We start from the raw sequence: 17,670 nt of genomic DNA, 5'->3' as shown, positions 1-17,670 counted from the left end.
ATCTCGTCGCGAGAACCCGTTGCGAAGAACGGTGAATCCCATCCGATTCGTTTATCGATCCGGCCGCATCGGCGTTATGCAGGCTCCATCCCGTGTTCCCGCTTGATGTGTTCGACTTGCGGCGACGCCAGATACGCGAGGAACCGCGTCGCGGCCGCGCGATCGTGCGTGACGGCCAAGACCGCGGCGGCGAACACCGTCACCGCCTGCACCGCGGCGGGCAGCGCGCCGACAACGGCGACGCCCGGCACGTGCATCAGCTCGCTCATCTGCTGAAAGCCGAGCTCGACGTCGCCGGATGCGATCAACGCGCCGACCGGCACGCCCGGCGAGGCCTGTACGATGCGCGGCGCGATCGCGTCGGCGATGCCCCAGCGGGCGAACAGGCGCATCAGGTGCGTGCCGCTCGGCCCGGTCGAATAACCGATCCGTCCGGCGCGCAGGATCGCATCGCGCAACGCAGCTTCGGTAGCGATGTCCGGCCGTGGCGCGCCGCTCGCGACCGCGACCGCGATGCCCGATCGCGCGACGTCCACGCGGCTGCCCGGCTCGACGTGGCCATCCGCCGCGAGTCGCTCGATCGCATCGGACGCGAGCACGACGACATCGAACGGCTCGCCGTCGCGCACGCGTCGGACGGCGTCGACGCCGCCGACCGACGTAATCGCGACGCGCGTGCCCGTGTCGCGCTCGTAAGCGGCGGCCAGCCGCGCGAGCACCGGCCGCGTCGCCATCGACGAAATGCCCGTGACGGCCACGGCCGCTTCCGGTGCCTGCATCATCGCGTCCGCCCGCATCAGTCGATGTAGCGCAGGCCGGCCTGCCGCAGCGGCTCGCGCATGTCGTACATGTCGAGGCCGAGCACGCCGGACGCGAGCTTCGCGCGCTTCGCCGCTTCGTTCGCTTCCCGGGCCGCCGCCTTCTCGAGCACCTGCGCCGCGCGCACGCCCGGCACCACGGCCACGCCGTCGTCGTCCGCGACGATCACGTCGCCAGGATGAACCAGCGCACCCGCACAAACGACGGGCACGTTCACCGAACCGAGCGTCGCCTTGATCGTGCCTTTCGCCGAAATCGCCTTGCTCCAGACCGGGAACTGCATCGCCTCGAGCACCGCGACGTCGCGCACGCCGGCATCGATGATCAGCGCGTGCGCGCCGCGTGCCTTGAAGCTCGTCGCGAGCAGGTCGCCGAAATAGCCGTCCGTGCAATCCGCGGTGATTGCCGCGACGACCACGTCGCCGGGCCGGATCTGTTCGGCTGCCACGTGCATCATCCAGTTGTCGCCCGGATGCAGCAGCACCGTGACGGCCGTGCCCGACGCCTGCGCACGCGGATAGATCGGCCGCATGTAGGGCTTCAGCAGCCCCGTGCGGCCCATCGCCTCGTGCACCGTTGCCGAGCCGAGCGCGCCGAGCCGCGCCGCCACATCCTGATCCGCACGCTGGATCGTGCGATACACCACGCCGAGTTCGGTCATAATCAAAGCCCCTTCGCTTTCAGTTGCGCATCGAGACGCGGATACACGCGCCGCGCATTGCCTTCGTAGATCTTGTGACGCGCTCGAGCATCGAGCGACGACGCTTCGATGTAGCGCTTCGTGTCGTCGTAGTAGTGACCGGTCTCCGGGTCGATGCCGCGCACCGCGCCGATCATCTCGCTCGCAAACAGGATGTTGTCGACCGGAATCACGCCGGTCAGCAGGTCGATGCCGGGCTGGTGATACACGCATGTATCGAAGAACACGTTGTTCAGCAGATGGTCGTTCAGCAGCGGCTTCTTCAGCTCCTGCGCGAGCCCGCGGAACCGTCCCCAGTGATACGGCACCGCCCCGCCGCCGTGCGGGATCACGAAGCGCAGCGTCGGAAAATCGCGGAACAGGTCGGAGGTCAGGCACTGCATGAACGCCGTGGTGTCGGCGTTCAGGTAGTGCGCACCGGTCGTGTGGAAGCACGCGTTGCAGCTCGTGCTCACGTGGATCATCGCGGGAATGTCGTACTCGACCATCTTCTCGTAGATCGGGTACCAGTAGCGATCCGACAGCGGCGGGCTCGTCCAGTGGCCGCCGGACGGATCCGGATTCAGGTTGATCGCGACGTTACCGTATTCCTCGACGCAACGCACGAGCTCCGGAATGCAGGTCGCGATATCGACGCCCGGGCTTTGCGGCAGCATCGCGGCCGGCACGAAGCGATCGGGAAACAGTCGATGGACGCGATGGCACAGCTCGTTGCACACGGCCGCCCACGTGCTGGACACCGCGAAATCGCCGATGTGATGCGCCATGAAGCTCGCGCGCGGGCTGAAGATCGTCAGGTCCAGGCCGCGCTCGCGCATCAGCCGCAACTGGTTGTGCTCGATCGATTCGCGCAGTTCGTCGTCGCTGATGTTCAGCTCGGCCACCTTCGGTTGCTCCGACGGACTGCCGAGCGCGGCGATCTGGCGATTGCGCCACGTTTCCAGCGCTTTCGGCGCGGTGGTGTAGTGGCCATGGATGTCGATGATCATTGATGCTCCTGCGTTTGATGAGGTGTCCGGCACCCTGCCGACGACCGCGCCGGACGGCGGTGTGCGACGTGCGTCAGTGCGCCGGGTTTTCGAGTTCCTGCGGTTCGGGCACGGCCTCACGCTGCGTCGTCACGATCGCGATCGCTGCCAGCACGGCCGGCACCGCGAGCATCGACAGGATCGCGTCGAACTTCCAGCCGAACCCGAGCAGCGCGCCGCCGATCGCCGAGCCGAAGATGCTGCCGAAGCGGCCCATTCCGAGCATCCAGCTCACGCCAGTTGCGCGTGCAACCGTCGGATAGCGACCGGGCGCGTACGCGTTCAGCCCGGTCTGCGCGCCGCTCATGCAGAAGCCGGCCGCGAACACCAGCAGCGCGAGAGACGACGACAACGCACCGGCCCATGCGAGCAAGGCCACGCACAGCCCGCCGCCGAGATACGCGATACCGATCACCGGCGCCGGCCGTACGCGATCCATCAGCCAGCCCACCCCGATCGCGCCGATCGTGCCGCCAATCTGGAACATTGCCGTCACGTTCGCGGCCGTGCTGACGGACAGGCCCGCGTCCTTGATCAGCGTGGGCAGCCAGCCGGTCAGCAGGTAGATCACCAGCAGACCCATGAAATAGGTGATCCACAACGACAACGTCACGCGGCCATAGCCTTGCGAGAACAGCACGCCGATCGGCTTGCGCGTCGGCAGTGGCGGCTCGTTCGACACGAACGTCTCGTTGCCGCTGAATCGACCGCCGCACACCCGGTTCAGCAGCGCGCCGATGCGCTGCGACGGCGCGCCGCGCACGGCCAGCAGCCGCGCCGATTCGGGCAGCAGCCAAAGCTGAAGCGGAATCAGCAGCAGCGGCAGCGCGCCGCCGAACAACAGCACGGAGCGCCAGCCGTGCAGCGGAATCAGCCAGCCGGCGACGAAACCGATCAGCGCCGAGCCGAGGTTGAAGCCGGTAAACATCACGGTGATCATCAGCGCGCGCATCCGCTGCGGGGCGTACTCCGACAACAGCGTCGTCGTGTTCGGCATCGCCGCGCCCAGACCGATGCCGGTCAGTAGCCGCAGCATCGCCATCTCGAACGGCGAGTGCGCGTGCGCGGTCAAGATCGTGAACACGCAGAACAGGAAGACCGACGCGATCAGCACGCGCTTGCGCCCGAACCGGTCGGCGCTCGGGCCGGCCAGCAGCGCGCCGATCACGAGTCCGATCGGCGCCGCGCTCATCACGAGGCCGAACTCCGGCCGCGAGATCGCCCAGTCGCGAATCACCGACGGCGCGACGAACCCCATGATCGCGACGTCCATCCCGTCGGCGATCACGACGAGGCAGCACAGCACGACCAGCAGCCACTGGTAACGCGACACCGGCCGCTCGTCGATGAACGACTTGATGTCGATTGTCTTTCCACTTGCCATCATGACTCTCCTGTCTCCTTGGCGACGATCGATCTATTGATTCGTCATCCTATTTATAGGGTTTGGCACGCTTCCGGCGTGTCGGCCTTCCGGCCCCGCAGGCGCCGCGATCCCGCGCGCGCCTTCGTCCTGCGTTACGTGTTGCCCGGCGTGTCCGCGCCGTCCCAGCCGAGCGGCCCGGCGCTCTTGCCGGCCACCGAGTACAGCGCGCCCGGCGCGTTGCGCGTGCGCTGGAAATCCTCCAGCGATTCGCCACGCATCGCCGCGTAGATATGCAGGTTCGATACGCCCGTCACCGCGCCGAGCTTTTCGAGCAGGAAGAAGATCACGCCGTAGCGCAGCAGGCCGAGCCAGTCGCGCCGGCGGATCAGGTCGCGCTCCTCCGTGCTGAGGCCCGCCGCGGCAAAGCTCGCCTCTGGGTCGCTCACGAACTGCGCGCGATGCGCGGGCTCGATCATCCGGTGCAGATAGTCGTTGATCCCGTACGCACGCACGGCCCGCTCGATCGTGAACGGATAGGTGCCGGGCAGTTGTTCGACGCCGGCGAGTTCGGCCGCGATCCGCTGCCGGTGACGCTCGGCCGCCGCCTCGTCGACGTCGGTGTCCGCCGGCTCGTAGACGGCCGTCGCGATCCCCGTCATCGACGGCAGGTAGTAGCCGCGGTGCCGGCACACGACGCCCGCCGGCAACGCGCCGCGCATCGTGAGCCACATCACGACCTCGGCGCCTTCGAAGCCGCCGAGCGCCGCGTATTCGCCGAGCGGCATGCCAGCCAGGCGCTCGGGGTCGCGCTCGAGCAGATCGAGGAAACGCGCGTCCCATTCGGGATTGTTGAAGCCCGAACGCTCGCCGTGCACCTGATGCGACAGTCCTCCGGTCGCGACGATCGCGACGCGCAGGTCCTCCGGAAAGCTTTCGATCGCGCGGCGCAGCGCCTGGCCGAGCCGGTAGAAGCGGCGCGCGGACGGCACCGGCAACTGCAGCACGCCCATCTGCAGCGGCACGAGTTGCACCGGCCAGTCGGGGCGGTGCGGACACAGCACCGACAGCGGCGAAAAGCAGCCATGGTCGAGCGGCTTGTTCTGGAAGAACGACATGTCGAACTCGTCGGCCATCAGCGACTGGCCGATATGCGCGGCGAGTGCAGGATGGCCGGCGATCGGCGGCAGGTCGCGCGCGCCGCCGCCTTCGTCCGCCGGATGCCACTGCGGCCCGACGCCGAGCGAGAACGCCGAGTAGTGATCGAAGAAGAACGACGTCACGTGGTCGTTGTAGATGAACAGCAGCACGTCGGGACGCTTGTCGGCGAGCCACGCGGCCAGCGGCGCGAAGTTTTCGAAGATCGGCGCCCAGACCGGATCGTCGCGCTTGTTCTTGTCGAACGCGAACCCGATCGTGGGCGTGTGGGAGGCCGCGATGCCTCCGATAATCCGTGCCATGCCAATGCTCCTTCGTGGTGCTCTGATGCGGTCCGGCCGTGCCGGCCGTTGCCGATTGAATGCGTGCGCGTTCGCTCGCTACGCGCGCCCGTGCGGCTGCGGCGCAAGGCTGCGCTTGACGACCAGCGCGAGCGGAACGGCGAATACGAAATGCGACATGAACCCGCCGATGATCACGTTCGGGTCGAAATAGTTCGGATGATTGCTCGACGCGATCATGATCAGCGCGTGCATCACGATCCATGCGACGATCGCGAAGAACAGCGCGACGAACGTCGCCTCGAAGCCGCGCCGCCGGAACCACGGCCAGATCGCCGCGAACACGATGCCCCACGACAGCGCGAACACGAAATGGATCGCCGTGCCGATGAAGTATGCGCCGATGCCGAGCGCATCCTGTGCGGCCTTGCCGAACACGAGCCCCGTCGCGTTGCGCGGGATGCCGGCGAGCGGCATCAGGTGCTGCGCGCCGACCCACACGAGCGCCTCGTAAACCCAGATCAGCACCGCGCCTGCGAAGCCGCCGCGAATGCCCGCGCGGATCGTGTCCGACAGCCGCGTGCTGCGCGCCGATGCGCCCGCCGATGCGCCGGCTCCAATGATGTGCTGTCGTCCCATTACGCTGCCTCGCTCGTAGTTGCAGGGGCCGCGTCGCACGCCAGCCCCTTTTCGTGATCGGACGAACAATGAATCAGATGGCGGTCCGATGTGCCGGCAACCGCGTGCTTGCGGCGCCCGGGATTGAAATTACTCAGCCGCAGGCGCTGCAACACAGTCCGGGAAAACCCTTATATTCGGGAGAAACCGCCTATCCGGCAAGCTTTCAACCGGCACGCGAACCGCGCCTCCGATGGCCCGGAAGCCCGCCGGATATGGCGCGCGCGCGTCGGCGTTCGGCGGCGCACGCGCCGCAACCGGTCGCCCGGCGATTCGCCGCCGATAAATAAAACAGATGGCTCGACAAGCACGACGCAAGCTGCGCGGCCACCGTTCCGGTAAAGTCGTTCAACCCGCTGCATCGCCGGCGCGGGCCGTACGGCTGCACGCATGTCGCGCGTGCCGCCGCCGGCGACGCACACTGCCCGAATGCCCATGGACAACACCGAACTTCCGAACCTCGCCTGCCTGTACGCAGTGCGGCGCGTTGCCGAGACGGGCAGCGTGAGCCGCGCCGCCGCGACGCTGTTTCGCGCGCAGTCGGCCGTCACGCGCGCGGTGCAGGAACTCGAAGCGGCCGTCGGCGCAGCGTTGTTCGATCGCAAGCCGTCCGGCATGCTCGCAACGCCGGTCGGTCGTGCTGTGCTCAAGCGCGGCGAACGCGTGATCGCGGAACTCGGCGCGCTCGCGAACTGGTGTGCGCTGCGCCAGTCGCGCCGCCGCGCGTCAGCCGACAGCGGCCTGCCCGCGTATCTGCTCAACACGCGGCGGCTCCAGCTGTTCTCGACGCTCGCGCGGCACCGGCACATGCCGAGCGCCGCGCGTGCGCTCGGCGTCACGCAGCCGGCCGTCAGCAGCGCGATCAGGATTCTCGAGAGCGGCGCGGGTTTCGCGCTGTTCCATCGACATCCGCGCGGCCTGCTTCTGACGGCCGACGGCGAGACGTTCCTGCTGCACGTGCGGCGCGCGCTGAACGAACTGCGGCACGTCGCGGACGACGTCGCCGCGCTGCACGGCAGCATCCAGGGCATCGTGACCGTCGGTGCGCTGCCGCTCGGCCGCACGCTGATACTGCCCGAAGCGGTCGCGCGCGTCGTCACGCGCTTTCCGAAGGTGCGCGTGATCACCGACGAAAGCGCCTACGAGGCGCTCGTGGCCGGCGTGCGCGCGGGCGACGTCGACTTCATCCTCGGTGCGTTGCGCCCGAGCGATCCGGCGAGCGACCTCGAAAACGAGCGGCTGATGTCCGAGAACCTCGTCGTGCTCGCGCGGCACGATCATCCGCTCGCCGGCGTCCGGAACCTCGGGCTCGCGAGCCTCGCCGGCGCGCAATGGATCCTGCCGCGCAGCCACTCGCCCGCGCGCGGGCTGTTCGAATCGCTGTTCCGGCGCATGAAACTCAAGCCGCCGATGCCGACGGTCGAAAGTGCCGACCTCGCGGTGATTCGCGGCCTGCTGCTGCATAGCGACATGCTCGCGGTGCTGTCCGCGCAGCAACTGCGCTACGAATGCGACGCGGGGTTGCTGGCCGTGCTCGATGTGCCGATGCGCGAAACGGCCCGCGACATTGGACTGATGACACGCACCGGCAGCCCACCGTCGCCGGCGGCACGCGCGTTGATCGATGCGATCCGTGTGGTCGCGACCGAAGTCGCGCGCGCGCCGCACGCTACAGCCGCTGCGCGATAACGAAAGCGCATGGCTGCCGCGCCGGATTCGCATCGCGCCCGCCCCATGCGTTGCCGCACAATTCGATCGATATACGCTGCGGCTGCCGGCCGAAGCGCGACGCTGCCGTCACGCGTCGCGATACCGGACGGCCAGCCCGCGCATCACCTTCATCAGGAGCGACACGCATGATCGACCCGACGATAGCGTTCATCGGCTTCGGCGAAGCGGGCAGCCTGCTCGGCGGCGCACTCGCCGCGCGCAACGTCCGCGTGACGATGTACGACCGGCAACTCGACGATGCAAGGACGGCGAGCGCGATGCGCGACAAGGCTACGCGCGTGCATGTCGAAGCCGCGTCGACGGTTGCCGCCGCGATCCGCGACGCGCACTGGATCGTGTCGGCCGTGACGGCGTCGTCCGACGCGGAAGTCGCCGCCGTGGTCGCCGCGCACATCCGGGCGGACCAGACGTTCATCGACATCAACTCGGTATCGCCGGCGCGGAAGCAGCACGGCCAGCAGTTGATCGAAGCCGCCGGCGGCCGTTATGTCGAAGCGGCGGTGATGGCGCCCGTGCCGCCGCACGGCCTCGCAGTGCCGATGCTGCTGGCCGGTCCGTCGGCCGATGCGGTCGCACGCGAGCTGACCACGCTGGGCTTCGCTGCACGGGCCGTGTCGACACGCGTCGGCGCCGCGTCGGCCGCGAAAATGTGCCGCAGCGTGATGATCAAGGGGATCGAGGCGCTCACCGTCGAATGCCTGAGCGCGGCCCGCGCGTATGGTGCGGACGCTCTGGTGCTCGCGTCGCTGCGGCAGACCTTCGACACGTTCGCGACGCGGCCCGATCTGCCCGGCTACCTGATCGGCCGCGTCGCCGAGCATGGCCGCCGGCGCGCGGCCGAGATGCGCGAAGTGTGCGACACGCTGCGCGAAGGCGGCGTTGCGCCGGAGATGAGCGAAGCATGCGCTCGCGTGCAGGACGGATTCATCGACAGGATGGCCGCCCACGGGCTCGACTACCACGCGCTGCTGCCGTTCGACTGGAAGGCCGTGCTCGACCGGCTGGGTAATCGGCCGGTGTCGGCGCCGACACCGCCCACGTACGGCGCCGGTCGCGATGACTAAGCGGCGGCAGCGCCGCATCGCTCGGGTTCAATGCGCCGGGGCACGCCAACGGGGCCAGCGTTGCGACCACCCCTGGCCCATGGAGACCGGTGAGCAATGCGATCCGTGCCTGAAACCAGGAGTGCGCGACCCGCAGCGGGCTGCGTCGGAGAATGCAATTGCCGGCGTCCTCGTCCGATACATGTCCTCACGCAACACAATCCGGTTCCAGTCCAAACACATTCGCCTGCGTCGCAGAAATCGCGCAACTCCAGTTCACGCATCGACTTTTCCAATCGTTTGTTTGGAAGTTTTGGAAGTCCACATGCACTCCGATGAGTTGCGTCGCACCAGCGAAGCTTGATACACCGGCCTTCCCAAGCATTCCAAAAGAGGAGAGCAATTCCAGTTTCGTCGGCCTCCACGGAAATGAAAGGCACGCCGATTGCGCACGCGGCACGGCGCCGCCGACACCCGTGTCTTTCGCCGCGTGCGGGCCGATAATGAATCCATGCGCGCTCTTGCCCGCGGCTTCCCGGCGCGCACCGCCCCGGTCGCGAAGGCCGGCCCGCCACGCATCGACACAAGGAGGTACCGCCGCATGACCACCCCATTCAGACTGGGCGACCACGTCCGCTGGAATTCCGAGGCCGGCTACGTGACCGGCACGATCGTCGCGATCCACACCGCCGACTTCGACTACAAGGGCCATCGCCATCGCGCGTCGCCCGACGATCCTCAATACGAAATCAAGAGCGGCCGCACCGACCACGTCGCCGCGCATCGCGGCCGCGTGCTCGAACGCATCGCCGGCAGGGACGACGCATGACGCTCCCGTTCTACACGATCGGCCATTCGAACCGCACGCTCGACGAATTCGTCGACCTGCTCGACACGGTCGAGATCGCGCTGCTCGCGGATATCCGCAAGATGCCGCGCTCGCGCACCCATCCGCAATTCAACGAAGCGACGCTGCCCGACGCGCTCGCCGCCGCCGACATCGCGTACGAACACATCGCCGAACTGGGCGGCCTGCGCGGCAAGTCGCGCGGCGTGCCCGACGACGTCAACGATTTCTGGACGAACCGCAGCTTTCACCGCTACGCGGATTACGCGCTGTCGTCGGAATTTCGAGCGGGCCTCGACCGGTTGATCGCACGGGGGCACGCGCAGCGCTGCGCGATCATGTGCTCGGAAGCCGTGTGGTGGCGCTGTCATCGGCGAATCGTGTCCGACTACCTGATCGCGCGCGGCGAAACGGTGCTGCACATCATGGGCCGCAACCGCGTGGAACCCGCGCGGCTCACGGCCGGCGCCGTGATCCGGGACGACGGCACGATCGTCTATCCGGATGCCGAACGCGGCGATTCGGCGCCGCACGCATGATCGTGCCGCGCCGGCGCACTAGCGTTCGCGCAATGCCTCGGCGGCCCGGTTCAGCGGCTTGACAAGGTAGTCGAACACGGTGCGGCGCCCGGTGCGGATCTCGGCGGTCGCGACCATGCCCGGCAGGATCGGATGCCGCTTGCCGTCGCGGGTTTCCAGATACGCATGCTGCGTGAGCACGTAGACGCGGTAGTAATACACGCGCCGGTCGACCTGGTCTTCGATCGTGTCGGGCGAAATCCGCTCGACCTTCGCCGGCAGCGAGCCGTAGATCGACGATTCGAACGCCGTGATCTTCACGGTCGCGTCCTGCCCCGGATGAACGAACGCGATGTCGCGAGGGCTGAGGCGCGCCTCGATCAGCAACTGATCGTCGAGCGGCACGATTTCCATCAGCATGCCGCCCGGCGGAATCACGCCGCCGACCGTCGACACGCGGATGTCCTTCACGATGCCGCGCGCCGGCGCGCGAATCACGGTTCGTCGCAATTGATCGGCACGGCCTTCGCGAACCTTGAGCAGCGGTTCGAGATCGGCCATCGTCTTCGAGTAGTCGGCTTTCAGCGCGACGTAGTACTCGCTCTGCGCCGCCGCGAGCTTCGTCGAGAATTCGGCAGCCTTCTGCCGCAGCCGGAGCACCTCCACCTCGTTGGTCGCGCCGGTTTTCAGCAGCGGCAACGCAATCCGGAGCTCGTCCTCGGCGAGGCGCAACTGTTCGCGCAGGTTGGCGACGTTCTCGCGAAACGCGCGCCGGTTGGCGACGAACAGCTGACGCTCGCGCGCGGTCACGGCCTTCTCGTTCGCGAGTTCCGCCGGGAAGTCGATGCCGGGCAGGTCGTTCATCTCCGCATACAGCCGCGCGGCGCGGCCCTGCAATGCGGTGATCCGCTCCAGCGTTTCCTCCATCGACGCGCGCGCGAGCACCGGATCGAGCGTCGCGAGCCGCTGGCCCGCGTCGACGACGTCGCCCTCGCGCACCGCCAGCTCCAGCAGGATGCCGCCTTCGAGACTCTGGATGACCTGCCCTTTCGATGCCGGCGTGACCTTGGCTTCGCCGACCGCGACTTCGTCGAGGTTCGCGAACACGGACCACACCAGGAAGATCGCCAGCGCGGCGACGATCAGCCACAGCATCCGCCGGGCGGGTGCCGCTTCGCGCACGCGGTGCGCCGACCACGGAAAATCGCTCATCGCGCCTCTCCCGCCATCTGCGCCGCCACCGGACGCGAGCCGCCGGCCGCCGGCGCCGGCGTGCCGGCGCCGCGCAACGCGGCCAGCACCTCGTCTTTCGGACCGTCGCGCACCACGCGCCCGCCATCGAGCACGATGATGCGATCGACGATCGACAGCACCGGATAACGATGGGTCGCCACGATCAACGTGCGATTGCCCAGCCATTGCTGCAGCCGCTCGACGATCGCCCGCTCGGTCGCCTCGTCGAGCGAGGCGGTCGGCTCGTCGAGCAGCAACACGTTCGGCGAGCGCAGAATCACGCGGGCCAGCATCAGCGCCTGCTTCTGGCCGCCGGACAGGCCAAGGCCGCTTTCGCGCAGCTTCATGTCGAGGCCGTGCGGCTGCCGCAGCAGCAACTGGTCTGCGCACGCGACCTTCATCGCGGCAAGCATCGCGTCGTCGCTGGCGAGCGGATTCGCGATCAGCAGGTTCTCTCGCAGCGTGCCGTAGAAGAGGCTCGATTCCTGCAGCAGCATCCCGACGTCGCGGCGGACATCGGCGACGTCGATCAGCGGCATCGGCGTGTCGTTGAACAGGATGCGCCCCTGCACCGGCGTCGCGAGCCCGCCGAACAGTCTCAGCAGCGTCGACTTTCCCGCGCCGACGCGGCCGAGAATTGCAACCCGCTCGCCGGGCTCAATCGACAGATTCGGAATACTGAGCACCGGCTTTTCCTGCGGATCGAAGCTGTATCCGACCTGCTCGAAGCGATATCGGCCGACGAGCGCCGGCTTGTGATACGCATCGACCGCCGGATCGTGGTCGACCGGCAGCGCGAGCAGGTTGTCGAGCCCCTTCTTGCCCGCCCGTACGTTCTGGATGCGCGACAGCACGGCGGGAATCTGCCCCAGCGGCGCGATCGTGCGGCTCGTCAGGATCGAACAGGCGAGCACGGCGCCGAACGACAGGCTCGAGTCCAGGATGCCGTACACGCCGGCGACCAGCACGCCGGCGTAGGCAAGCTGCTGCACCGTCTGCGCGAGATTGACCAGCAGGCCCGCCAGCCGGCGCTGCTGCAAGCCGATATCGGCATTCACGCGATTCGTATGCGCCCACAGCTGCCGGAATCGCGGCTCCGCCTGCAACGCCTTGATGTCTTCGGCGCGATAGATGGCTTCCATCAGGATCGCGTTGCGCAGCGCCGATTCCTCGAGCCCCCGGTTCGACAGCTTCGCCAGCGGGATCTGTGCAAGCACGCCCGGCAGGATCAGCAGCGGGATCGCCGCGAGCGGCACGAACGCGAGCGGCCCGCCGAGCAGCCAGATGATGAACAGGAACGTGACCACGAACGGGATGTCGATCAGCACGCCCATCGTGCTCGACGTCAGCAGCTCGCGCAGCTGTTCTAGGTCGCGAAGCTGGGCGACCAGCGTGCCCGGCGAGCGCGGCCGCGCGTCGTTGCGGATGTCGAGCACGCGCGCGAAGAACATCGCGGACAGCTTGAGGTCGGCCTGCTTGCCGAAATGATCGGCAATCGACACGCGCGCGGTACGCAGCAGCAGTTCCAGCGCGAGCGCGAGCACCACGCCCGACGCCAGCACCCACAGCGTATGCGTCGCCCGCGCCGGAACCACGCGGTCCCACACCTGCATCGCGAACAGCGACGTCGCGATCGCGAGCAGATTGCCGAACAGCGAGCCGGCGCCGAGATCGAGCAACACCCTCCATTGCGCCGAGAACAGATCGTGCAGCCAGGTGTCGGGTCTGGCGGACAGGTAGCCGTCGACGCGCTCGTCACGCCGCGCGACCCGCTCGTGGACGATCAGTACGCGGGCCGGCCACGCCGGCGCCGGCGCGTCCAGATCGATCGCGCGTTCGAGCGGCTTGCCGTCGAAAACGAACTGAACGACCGCACGCCCCGCCGCAACCGACACGATCACACCGACATGCGCATCGTCGAACACGGCGAGCGCCGGCAGCATCGCCGGCGTGAGCCGCGCCGGCGGCAATGCGACGAACTGCGCGGCCAGGCCCGCGGACGCGGCGACTTCGACGACGGCCGCGTCCGGGTCCGCGACGCTCGCCCACGATGCCGCACCGCGCACCTGCTCCGGCGAAACGGCCAGGCCGAGATGCCGCGCCGCGAAAATCAGCGGGTCGGCCCAGCGCGCGATGTCGGCGCCGGCATCGCGGCCGGCGCGAAACGCATCATTCATGACGACTCCCCTCGTGTTCGCGCAGCAATTCGACGAACTTGCCGACTGCCACGTATGCCTTGATGCGCGCAATCGCGCCGTCGGCCAGCGCGTTGATCGACTCGACTTCCGATTCGAAGATGTCGCGCTCCGGATTCACGACATCGGTCAACGTACGCTTGTTCAGGATGTATTCCTGCCAGTACAGGTCGCGCGACGCCCGCGACAGCGCGGTCACCTTCTCGTAGCTGTTCAGGCGTGCCGCGGCGCCCGACGCTTCGATCTCCGCCGACTTGAGCGCGCTGCGCGTGACGAGCCGCCGGTTCTCGAGGCTTTCGCGGTTCGCGCGCAGCTCGGCTTCGGCGGCCGCGATCTGGTGTTTCGCCAGGCCGCCCAGCGAGTAATTGCCGCTCACCGCAAAACCGATCCACGTGTCGTTGGTGGCGTTGGGGCGGCCGCTCGATATCGACCGGCTCGCGCCGATCCCGATCGACGGGAAGCGCTCCGACTGCGCGACCCGCACGCGCGCATCGGCCGCATCGACGGCGGCCGCCGCGGCAAGCACCGACGGCGTTCGCTCGATGTCGCCGCCGGCATACCCGAGATCGCCGACGAAATCCACCGTGCCGCCGAGATTCGCCACGCGCCGCGGGCGCGCGCCGATCAGTTCGGTGAGCTTCGCGGCGGCGACGTCGAAACGCGTGTTGGCCTTCAGCACTTCCGCCTGCGCATGCAGGATCGCCAGCTCGACCAGGTTGCGGTCCGACGAAACCGACAGTCCGGCCCGCACGCGATCGAGGATCTTCGTGCGCGTGTCGCTCAGCGCGGCGACCTGGCGCCGCGCGGCGGCGACGACGTCCTGGCTGGCGGCCAGTTCGACGAACGTCGACGCCGTCTGGTACGCGACCGTCTCGATCGTGTCGGCCAGCTGGTACTGCTTCTGGCTGCGCGTCGCGTCCGCCGCGGAAATCCGGCCCGACGTGCGGCCGAAGTCGTACAGCAACTGCGACACGCCGATCGATGCGCGCGTGCCGGTACGGTTGCCGTTGCTGCCGAAGCTGCCGCCATAGCCGGGACGCACGCCGTAGTCGATCTTCGGGTACCAGGCCGCCTTCGCGACCTCGACCTCCGACACGCTTTGCGCCACTTCCGCATGGGCGCGGCCGATGTCGGGATGGCGCGCGATCGCGACACCGACCGCGTCGCGCAGCGTCAGACGATCGAGCGCGATGCGCAGCGTTTCGCCCGAGTCGCCGGCGGCATCCTCGGCATCCTCGGCGCGGCCGGCAGCGGGGACATCGAACGCGTCCGGTCTGTCCGGCGTGATCGTCGTCACCCCTGTCGCCATCCCGTCATGCAGCGGCGGAACCGGCGCTTGCGGATCGATCGGCGCCATCGCGCGGGACAGGTTCGCGAGGACGATGCGCCGCGCCGGGTCCGCGGGCGGCAACGGCGGCGCCACGTGCCGGCGCGGTGCGGCAACGGGCATGCCGGCAGGCAGCGGCACGAACGACGCCGTCGCCATCGCCGTCTGCACTGGCGGAGCGGCCGGCCTGGGAGGAGCGGGTGGCGATGAATGCGCTGACGGCGCCGCGGCCGCGTGGACCGCGTCAGCCGGCACGCGCGCCGCGGTCTCGAACGAATCGGTCAGCCGGCCGCTCGGCAGCGGCGACGACGACGCGAACGCCGCCGCTGCGGTGTCGAGCAGCGCGATCGCGAACAACACATGGCCTGGATGGAAAACGGCGCGCGCCGCGCAAACGGCGCGACGCACGGTGTATCTGGAACGAGCGGTTGTCTTGAGCATCATCGGGACGCCGGCGGCGAGCCGTCCGGCAAAGCAAACCCCCCTTGCCGCGGGGATGGATATGCGTCGGGCAAGCCCGCGTCGCGATGCGACGGGGCTCGCCGTGTCGGAGAGGCAGGCCGGCCTCCCCGTTGCGCTGCGGTCAGACGATGATCTGCTGGTTCGCGAGCAGGGTCTCCAGGTTGGTCGTCACGTTGTTCAGCGTGACGAGGGTTTCGGAACCGAACGCCGTCCCGGCGCCGTCGCGGTCGATACTGATCACCGTATCGGCGCCGACGTTCGTCACCGACAGGAACTGCCCGATCGTGTCGCCCGCGTCGATCGTGGGCACGCCGTCCACGTAGTGCGCGGGGCCGTCCGCATCGGCCGTGTAGCCGACCAGCAGCTTCGACAGATCGATCTTGTCGCCGCTCGTATCGTTCGCGCCGCTGGCCAGCTGGAAGTCGGTGATGACGTCCTGGCCGTTGCCGCCGGTGTTGTCCGCGCCGACGACTTCCCACAGGAACACGTCGGTGCCGGCGCCGCCCGTCAACGTGTCGTTACCGGCGCCGCCGATCAGGATGTCGTTGCCGTTGCCGCCGTTGAGCGTGTCGTTGCCGGCACCGCCGCGCAGCAGGTCGTTGCCGTCGCCGCCGTTCAGCACGTCGTCGCCGCCGTAGCCGTACAGGCGGTCGTTGCCCGACGTGCCGGTGACGGTGTCGCTGCCCGACGTACCCTCGATGATCGACGCCGACTGCGTCGAGCCGAGCAGGTTCGCATTCAGCAACTGACCGGCCGTGGCCGACGCCGACAGGCCCGTCTTGTCGGTCGCGGAAATCGTCACGCTGTCGAGCGCGCTGATGCTGATCAGCCCGCCGTTCAGCGTGATCGAACCGAGAAACTCGTTGAGCTTCAGGTTGTCGATCGTGCCGCCGTCGGCCGCCGTGATAGTCAGGTCGGACGACGGCCCGATCAAGCCGAGGATCCCGGGGTTGTTGACGACGTTGAAGTGCAGCCCCAACTCGTTCGCCAGCGCTTGGTTCGCGTTGAACTGCAGCGCCCCGAGGCCGATCAATCCGCCGTAGTGCAGCGTCACGTGATCGAGGTTGTTGTTGTAGTCCGATGCGGCGAACGCCTGCTGCGTGCTGAAATCGATCAGGTTGAGCAGATTCGCGCCGATGATCCCGAGCAGGTTCCCCGACGACTGCGCCGATACGACCGGTGCGACATTCGGATCGATCGTGAAAAGCTGCGAGGTCGTCGGGCCGAGGTTGCCCGCCGCATCGACGACGCGCACCGTCGCCGTGTAGTCGGCCGCGGACAACACGCCCGGTGCATACCACGTCCAGTTCGTGCCGTTGACGGTCGCGTTGGTCCAGTGTGCGCCGCCGTCGAGGCTGACCTGGACGACCTCGCCCGCGCCGAGCGCCGCGTTCAGCGTGCCGCCCAGAGTCGGGGTCGTGTCGCCGGTGATCCAGTCGTTGGGCACGCCGGTGTTGTCGGTCAGGGTCGTGAGCGTGGCCGTCGCGGTCGGGGCGGTCGTATCGACCGTGATCGCGAACGACGCGCTCGGTGCACTGACGTTGCCTGCCGTGTCCGTTGCGGTCACCGTGATTGCGTGTGCGCCCTCTCCCAAACCCGTAGTCGGCGTGAACGTCCAGTTTCCGGATGGGTCTGCCGTCGTGGTGCCCAGCAGCGTCGTGCCGTCGTAGACGCTCACCGTGCTGCCCGCTTCGGCCGTACCGGCAAGCGTCGGGGTCGTGTCGTCGGTCGTTGCACCGGTCGTCAGCAGGCCGACGATCGAACCGACGTCGTCCGTGACGGTGGCGATGATCGGCGCGGCCGGTGCCGTCAGGTCTGCAACCGTTACCGATGCGGACGGGCCGGTGTTACCTGCCGCGTCCGTGGCGGTCACGCCGATCACCGTGCCGATCGGCAACGGGGTCGATGGCGTGTATGTCCACGCGCCACTCGGGTCGGCCGTCACAGTGGCGTCCGGCGTGCCGTCGCCATTCGTGTCGATGTTGACCGTTGCGCCCGCTTCGGCAGTGCCCGACAGCGATGTGCCGTCCGTCGCGTTCACCGTCGGCAGTGCAGGCGCCGTCGTATCGACTGTCAGGTTGAATGCCGCACTCGGCGCACTCACGTTGCCTGCCGTATCCGTTGCAGTCACCGTGATTGCGTGTGCGCCCTCTCCCAAACCAGTAGTCGGCGTGAATGTCCAGTTTCCCGACGGGTCTGCTGTCGTCGTGCCCAGCAGCGTCGTGCCGTCATAAACGCTCACTGTGCTGCCCGCTTCCGCCGTGCCAGCAAGAGTAGGCGTTGCGTC

14 protein-coding genes are annotated in these 17,670 nt (G+C 68.1%); 4 read left to right on the top strand and 10 right to left on the bottom strand.

Annotated elements, in window-relative coordinates:
• Window positions 1–74 precede the first annotated feature (74 nt).
• The 6 genes from WT97_RS00915 to WT97_RS00890 form a co-directional block, all read right to left on the bottom strand.
• A complete protein-coding gene (locus WT97_RS00915) occupies window positions 75–782 on the bottom strand; it encodes a substrate-binding domain-containing protein (RefSeq protein WP_060352692.1) in 708 nt (235 codons plus the stop codon).
• A 14-nt stretch (window positions 783–796) separates the two neighbouring features.
• Window positions 797–1,480 carry a 4-carboxy-4-hydroxy-2-oxoadipate aldolase/oxaloacetate decarboxylase gene (gene ligK, locus WT97_RS00910; protein ID WP_059502540.1) on the bottom strand — a complete coding sequence of 228 codons (684 nt, stop codon included), beginning with the start codon at window positions 1,478–1,480 and terminating at the stop codon, window positions 797–799.
• A gap of 2 nt (window positions 1,481–1,482) precedes the next feature.
• The gene (locus WT97_RS00905) at window positions 1,483–2,508 is read right to left on the bottom strand and encodes an amidohydrolase family protein (protein ID WP_059502538.1); all 1,026 of its coding nucleotides are present in this window, start codon (window positions 2,506–2,508) and stop codon (window positions 1,483–1,485) included.
• 73 nt (window positions 2,509–2,581) lie between these two features.
• Complete coding sequence (locus tag WT97_RS00900) at window positions 2,582–3,931, bottom strand: aromatic acid/H+ symport family MFS transporter (protein ID WP_060352691.1); 1,350 nt, start codon at window positions 3,929–3,931, stop codon at window positions 2,582–2,584.
• Between the two features lie 134 nt (window positions 3,932–4,065).
• The gene (locus WT97_RS00895; protein WP_060352633.1) at window positions 4,066–5,370 is read right to left on the bottom strand and encodes a gallate dioxygenase; all 1,305 of its coding nucleotides are present in this window, start codon (window positions 5,368–5,370) and stop codon (window positions 4,066–4,068) included.
• 78 nt (window positions 5,371–5,448) lie between these two features.
• On the bottom strand, window positions 5,449–5,988 hold the full coding sequence (locus WT97_RS00890) for a hypothetical protein (RefSeq protein ID WP_095211781.1): 540 nt from the start codon (window positions 5,986–5,988) through the stop codon (window positions 5,449–5,451).
• Between the two features lie 474 nt (window positions 5,989–6,462).
• On the opposite strand from WT97_RS00890, the gene WT97_RS00885 reads away from it, so the two are divergent.
• The 4 genes from WT97_RS00885 to WT97_RS00870 all read left to right on the top strand — a co-directional run bounded on the left by WT97_RS00885 (window position 6,463) and on the right by WT97_RS00870 (window position 10,187).
• Complete coding sequence (locus WT97_RS00885; protein WP_060034745.1) at window positions 6,463–7,716, top strand: LysR family transcriptional regulator; 1,254 nt, start codon at window positions 6,463–6,465, stop codon at window positions 7,714–7,716.
• A 167-nt stretch (window positions 7,717–7,883) separates the two neighbouring features.
• Entirely contained in the window at window positions 7,884–8,822 is a 939-nt protein-coding gene (locus tag WT97_RS00880; RefSeq protein WP_060352632.1) for an NAD(P)-dependent oxidoreductase, read from the top strand.
• Between the two features lie 580 nt (window positions 8,823–9,402).
• On the top strand, window positions 9,403–9,630 hold the full coding sequence (locus WT97_RS00875; RefSeq protein ID WP_060352631.1) for a DUF2945 domain-containing protein: 228 nt from the start codon (window positions 9,403–9,405) through the stop codon (window positions 9,628–9,630).
• A complete protein-coding gene (locus WT97_RS00870) occupies window positions 9,627–10,187 on the top strand; it encodes a DUF488 family protein (protein ID WP_060352630.1) in 561 nt (186 codons plus the stop codon). The genes WT97_RS00875 and WT97_RS00870 overlap by 4 nt, the downstream gene beginning before the upstream one ends.
• A gap of 18 nt (window positions 10,188–10,205) precedes the next feature.
• Here the strand turns inward: WT97_RS00870 and WT97_RS00865 are convergent, their stop codons facing one another.
• The 4 genes from WT97_RS00865 to WT97_RS00850 form a co-directional block, all read right to left on the bottom strand.
• Window positions 10,206–11,378: an HlyD family efflux transporter periplasmic adaptor subunit gene (locus tag WT97_RS00865; RefSeq protein ID WP_059502527.1), complete on the bottom strand. Its 1,173-nt coding sequence runs from the start codon at window positions 11,376–11,378 to the stop codon at window positions 10,206–10,208.
• Window positions 11,375–13,576: a type I secretion system permease/ATPase gene (locus WT97_RS00860; protein ID WP_060034612.1), complete on the bottom strand. Its 2,202-nt coding sequence runs from the start codon at window positions 13,574–13,576 to the stop codon at window positions 11,375–11,377. Before WT97_RS00860 ends, WT97_RS00865 begins: the two co-directional genes overlap by 4 nt.
• Window positions 13,569–15,080 (bottom strand): TolC family protein, encoded by a 1,512-nt coding sequence (locus WT97_RS00855; protein ID WP_257127498.1) that lies wholly within the window; start codon window positions 15,078–15,080, stop codon window positions 13,569–13,571. Before WT97_RS00855 ends, WT97_RS00860 begins: the two co-directional genes overlap by 8 nt.
• 424 nt (window positions 15,081–15,504) lie before the next feature.
• A partial coding sequence (locus WT97_RS00850) for an Ig-like domain-containing protein (RefSeq protein ID WP_156440186.1) occupies window positions 15,505–17,670 on the bottom strand: 2,166 nt, incomplete at its 5' end.

Origin of the sequence: Burkholderia sp. MSMB1459WGS (genome assembly GCF_001534535.1) — a bacterium.
Taxonomy (GTDB): domain Bacteria; phylum Pseudomonadota; class Gammaproteobacteria; order Burkholderiales; family Burkholderiaceae; genus Burkholderia.
The sequence above is the reverse complement of the archived record's forward strand: the minus strand, read 5'-3'. Positions and strand labels throughout refer to the sequence as shown.